Genomic DNA, 4,565 nt, shown 5'->3' with positions numbered 1-4,565 from the left:
CTACTACGCCGACGGCCGCAAGGAACCCGACTGCTACACCCGCCCGCCGTCCCTGCACGACGAACTCACCGATGAGTTCGGCACCTTCCCCCTCTTCCACTTCTGGGGACCCGGCGCCGACCTCGTCTCCAGCCAGTGGATCATCGACGCCACCCGCCACATCAACCGCACCCGCCGCCCCGACCTGACGCTCTGCTACCTCCCGCACCTCGACTACGACCTCCAGCGTCACGGCCCCGACGACCCCCGCTCCCTGCAGGCGGCCACCGACCTGGACACGGCCATGGCGCCCCTCCTGGACGACGCCCGCGCCGAGGGCCGCACCGTCGTCGTCCTGTCCGAGTACGGCATCACCCGAGCCGACCGCCCCGTCCACATCAACCGCGCCCTGCGCGAGGCGGGCCTGCTCGAGGTGCACACCCAGGACGGCATGGAGTACCTCGACCCGATGGCCTCCCGTGCCTTCGCCGTCGCCGACCACCAGATCGCCCACGTCTACGTACGCCGCCCCGAGGACCTGGACGCCACCCGGGCCGCCCTCGACGGCCTGCCCGGCATCGACCAGCTCCTCGACGACGAGGGCAAGAAGGCCCACCACCTCGACCACCCGCGCTCCGGCGAACTCGTCGCCGTCGCCGAGCCGGACGCCTGGTTCACGTACTACTACTGGCTCGACGACGGCCGCGCGCCCGACTTCGCCCAGCTGGTCGAGATCCACCGCAAACCCGGCTACGACCCGGTCGAACTGTTCATGGACCCGCTCGACCCCTACGTCAAGGTCAAGGCCGCCACCGCCCTGGCGCGCAAGAAACTCGGCCTGCGCTACCGCATGGCGGTCGTCCCCCTCGACGCGTCCCCCATCCGCGGCAGCCACGGCCGCCTCCCCAGGAGCGACGACGACGGCCCGCTCCTCATCTGCTCCACCCCCCGCGCCGTCGGCGACCGCGTCGCGGCCACCGACGTGAAGTCCCTCCTCCTCCAGCTCGCCGGTCTCGGCGGACCCGAGCACCAGTCCGAAAAGAGGCACCCGTGAACGACATCCACGCAACCGACCACGGCACCGACGACCAGCTGCGCCGCAGCCTCGGCATAGGCCGCCGCGGCTTCCTCGGCACCTGCACCGCCGTCGCGGCCGGCGCGATCGCCGCCCCGGTCCTCGGGGCGGCGCCCGTGCAGGCTGCGCCCGCCGCCGGAACGCCCGGCAAGGCCAAGGGCCACCTGCTCGTCCCCGAGGACAAGCGCGGCATCATCCTCTACACGGTCCGCGACGCGACCGGCCGCGACCCGCTCTCCACCCACCTGCCCTCCGGCTTCCGCGCCGTGTTCGAGCAGCTGGCCAGGTTCGGCTACCGCCAGGTGGAGTTCGCCGGCTACGGCCAGCACCGCAACGCCCCCGGCGGCGCGAGCCTGGAGAGCGTCGAGGGCGCCCGGCTGCTGCGCCGCTGGCTGGACGACTACGGGCTGCGCGCACAGGGCAACCACGGCTTCATCCCGCCGTCCTGGCCCCTGACCACCGCGGACCTGGACACCTTCAAGAAGCACCTGGAGATCGCCAACATCCTCGGCATGGACCACATGGGCACCGGAGGCGACCCCACCGGCAGCTCCTACCGGGCCGACTGGGACGTGGCCGCCGACAAGTGGAACGCCATGGGCGAGATCGCCCGCAGAGCCGGGATCAAGCTCTACACCCACAACCACGACGCGGCGTACGGCTTCCTGCTCGACGGCGGCCCGCTCGACGCCCAGGGCCGCCCGACCCGCAGCTCCGGCATCCGCAAGCTGGAGTACTTCCTGTCCGTCACCGACCCCAAGCTGGTCTGGCTGGAGATGGACATCTACTGGGCGCACGTGGCCCAGTACAAGTTCCGCACCTACACCGACCACGACGGCTCCACCCGCCAGAACATCTTCGACCCGGCCGGCCTGGTCACCCGCCACCACAAGCGCTACCCGCTCTTCCACGCCAAGGACGGTGTCATCAACACCACCAACGGCCAGGGCTACGACATGGTCCCCTTCGGCACGGGGGTCATCGACTACACGACGTTCTTCTCCCGCGTGGGCCACCGCAATTACCACAACCCGATGGTCGAACAGGACAACGCCCCGAGCTCCACCGACCCGGCCCAGTCCCTGGAACACGCCCGGATCGGCTACAAGAACATGGCCGCCCTGCGCCGCAAGTAACACCGCACGGACAACAGAGGGGCACACCCTGACAGTACCCCTCTGATCACACTCGGTATCCGCCCCTGGAAGGGGTCCCCGAGGCCCTCCCAGGGGCGGATACGCAGGTGAAAGCCACCCCCAAACCTTGGTATTGTTGTCCTGTCGCCGCGGGGAACACCCCCGCTCGGCCGACAGACACCTGGTCCGGGTGGCGGAATGGCAGACGCGCTAGCTTGAGGTGCTAGTGCCCTTTATCGGGCGTGGGGGTTCAAGTCCCCCCTCGGACACCACACGGAAACGGTGCCGATCGAATCGATCGGCACCGTTTCCTTCTGCTTTCCTCTGCCTGCACGGGCCTACACGTGCGCCACCGCCATGTGGTCGGTGAAGCAGTCGCGGGCCAGTTCCGTCACCACCCCCAGGACGCCGGGCTCCTTCACTCCCTCACTCCCTGGGCGACCACAGGGGGGCGGGAGGTGTCGCCTCGGGCGCTCCCATCGCCTCGATGTCGCCGTTGGCGGCGCGCAGCAGCTCGCGGCCCAGTGCGATCAGGGCGCGGCCAGCCGCGAGTTCGTCGCCGATCTCGGGCACGTCCCTGTCGTAGGGGTTGCGGCGGGCCTCCGCGCAGGTCTCCAGGACGTTGTCGCCGGTGTCCAGGACGATCCGGGCGGTGGTGTCCGGGTCGTGCTCGGACAGGTACAGGTTCAGCCGCCACTCCTTGGCGGTCGGAGGCCGGTTGCCGACGGGTCGGGTCATCGTCGGTCCCTCCTCGGCTGTGGTGGGCTTGCGGTGCGGGACGTCCCCTTCCCGACATCCTCTTCCACTGTGCTCCCGCCGGGCGCCTGCCGCACCGGTGGCGGGACGCCTCGTCCGGCGCGGGCAGAATGAGGACATGACCACGCGTTCCTGCCCGTGCGGGCTGCCGGGGCCGTACGAGAAGTGCTGCGGCCGCTACCACAGTGGCGCCGCCGCCGCGCCGACCGCGGAGGCGCTGATGCGGTCGCGATACTGCGCCTTCGTGCGCCGGGACGCGGGGTACCTGCTGCGGACCTGGCATCCGCGCACCCGGCCCGCGCGGCTCGACCTGGACCCGGGGATGCGCTGGACGGGTCTGGAGGTGCTGGACACGACGGACGGTTCCGCCTTCCACACCACCGGGACGGTGACGTTCCGGGCCTCCTACCGGGGTGGCTCGCTGTACGAACGCAGCCGGTTCGAGCGGGTGGACGGGGCCTGGGTGTACGTGGACGGGGACTTCCCCGACGCGTAGGCGACGCGTGGGCGGAGTGGGCGGAGTGGGCGGAGTGGGCGGCCGGTGTCTACGGCGCCAGGATGTCCAGTTCGTGCAGCGCGCCGACGGTGATCTCGCGGGTCAGCTGTTCGGCGCGCTCCGCGTCGCCCGCGCGGACCGCCTCGGCGACCTGCACGTGGAGGGTGACGGCGGCGGGGTCGGGGTCCTCGAACATGACCTCGTGGTGGGTGCGGCCGGTCAGGACCTCGGCGACGACGTCGCCGAGGCGGGCGAACATCTCGTTGCCGGAGGCCGTGAGGATCACGCGGTGGAAGGCGATGTCGTGCACCAGGTACCCCTGCAGCCGGTGGCCGCGTGAGTTCGCCACCATGCCGAGGGCGCACTCGGTGAGTTCGGCGCACTGCTCGGGCGTGGCGTGCTGGGCGGCTAGGCCGGCCGCGACCGGCTCGACCGCGGAGCGCAGCACGGTCAGGGAGCGCAGCTGCCGGGGGCGGTCGGCGCCCGCCAGACGCCAGCGGATGACCTGCGGGTCGTAGACGTTCCACTCCGTCCTGGGCAGCACGGTCACGCCGACGCGGCGGCGTGAGGCGACCAGGCTCATGGACTCCAGGACGCGGACCGCCTCGCGCATGACGGAGCGTGACACGTCGAAGCGCTGGGCCAGCTCGTCGGTCCGCAGCACGCTGCCCGGCGGGTACTCGCCCGCGGTGATGGCGGGGCCGAGGGTGTCCAGTACGCGGCCGTGCAGCCCTCGGCCCGGTGTGCTCATGCCCTCAGAGTACGGCGTGGATCAAGAGATCAAAAAGTCATACTTATATGTCACACACTCTTGAATTTGTCGTACCTATGGGTTTCAGTATGGCGGACGTCGGATGTCGACGTCGCATGTCGAGGAAGACAGCGAGGCAGTGATGCGCACCCCCCACGTCGTCGTGGTGATGGGCGTCGCCGGCACGGGCAAGACCACGATCGGTCCGCTGCTCGCCGCCCGGCTGGGCGTCCCGTACGCCGAGGGCGACGACTTCCACCCGGAGGCCAACATCGCCAAGATGACGGCCGGGATCCCGCTCGACGACGACGACCGGTGGCCGTGGCTGGACGCCATCGGCGCCTGGGCGCACGGGCGGGCGGCGAGCAGCGG

At 70.8% G+C, this 4,565-nt stretch carries 6 protein-coding genes and 1 tRNA gene; 5 read left to right on the top strand and 2 right to left on the bottom strand.

Going from position 1 to position 4,565, the window contains the following annotated elements; all coding sequences use genetic code 11:
* The 3 genes from C1I97_RS31940 to C1I97_RS31930 form a co-directional block, all read left to right on the top strand.
* The coding region (locus C1I97_RS31940; protein ID WP_111006541.1) for a nucleotide pyrophosphatase/phosphodiesterase family protein at window positions 1-1,033 on the top strand (1,033 nt) is incomplete at its 5' end.
* Window positions 1,030-2,190 carry a sugar phosphate isomerase/epimerase family protein gene (locus C1I97_RS31935; RefSeq protein ID WP_441349172.1) on the top strand — a complete coding sequence of 387 codons (1,161 nt, stop codon included), beginning with the start codon at window positions 1,030-1,032 and terminating at the stop codon, window positions 2,188-2,190. The genes C1I97_RS31940 and C1I97_RS31935, both read left to right, overlap by 4 nt.
* 184 nt (window positions 2,191-2,374) lie before the next feature.
* Window positions 2,375-2,462: transfer RNA gene (locus C1I97_RS31930), tRNA-Leu, on the top strand.
* A gap of 154 nt (window positions 2,463-2,616) precedes the next feature.
* On the opposite strand, the gene C1I97_RS31925 is transcribed toward C1I97_RS31930, so the two are convergent.
* On the bottom strand, window positions 2,617-2,928 hold the full coding sequence (locus C1I97_RS31925) for a dsRBD fold-containing protein (RefSeq protein ID WP_111006540.1): 312 nt from the start codon (window positions 2,926-2,928) through the stop codon (window positions 2,617-2,619).
* A gap of 136 nt (window positions 2,929-3,064) precedes the next feature.
* Between C1I97_RS31925 and C1I97_RS31920 the strand changes: the two genes are divergently transcribed.
* Entirely contained in the window at window positions 3,065-3,442 is a 378-nt protein-coding gene (locus tag C1I97_RS31920; protein WP_111006539.1) for a YchJ family protein, read from the top strand.
* A gap of 49 nt (window positions 3,443-3,491) precedes the next feature.
* On the opposite strand, the gene C1I97_RS31915 is transcribed toward C1I97_RS31920, so the two are convergent.
* Window positions 3,492-4,193 (bottom strand): FadR/GntR family transcriptional regulator, encoded by a 702-nt coding sequence (locus C1I97_RS31915; protein WP_111006538.1) that lies wholly within the window; start codon window positions 4,191-4,193, stop codon window positions 3,492-3,494.
* Window positions 4,194-4,335: 142 nt separating this feature from the next.
* Here C1I97_RS31915 and C1I97_RS31910 point away from each other — a divergent pair.
* On the top strand, window positions 4,336-4,565 hold a 230-nt coding region (locus tag C1I97_RS31910; RefSeq protein ID WP_146608354.1), incomplete at its 3' end, for a gluconokinase.

Origin of the sequence: Streptomyces sp. NTH33 (assembly GCF_003236365.1) — a bacterium.
Lineage (GTDB): Bacteria > Actinomycetota > Actinomycetes > Streptomycetales > Streptomycetaceae > Streptomyces.
Note: the sequence above shows the minus strand (reverse complement) of the source record. Positions and strands in the feature narration are given on the sequence as shown.

Coding starts and splice junctions, on each gene's coding strand:
- C1I97_RS31925 (WP_111006540.1), bottom strand. CDS start 2,928: ATGACCCGACCCGTCGGCAACCGGCCTCCGACCGCCAAGGAGTGGCGG.
- C1I97_RS31920 (WP_111006539.1), top strand. CDS start 3,065: ATGACCACGCGTTCCTGCCCGTGCGGGCTGCCGGGGCCGTACGAGAAG.
- C1I97_RS31915 (WP_111006538.1), bottom strand. CDS start 4,193: ATGAGCACACCGGGCCGAGGGCTGCACGGCCGCGTACTGGACACCCTC.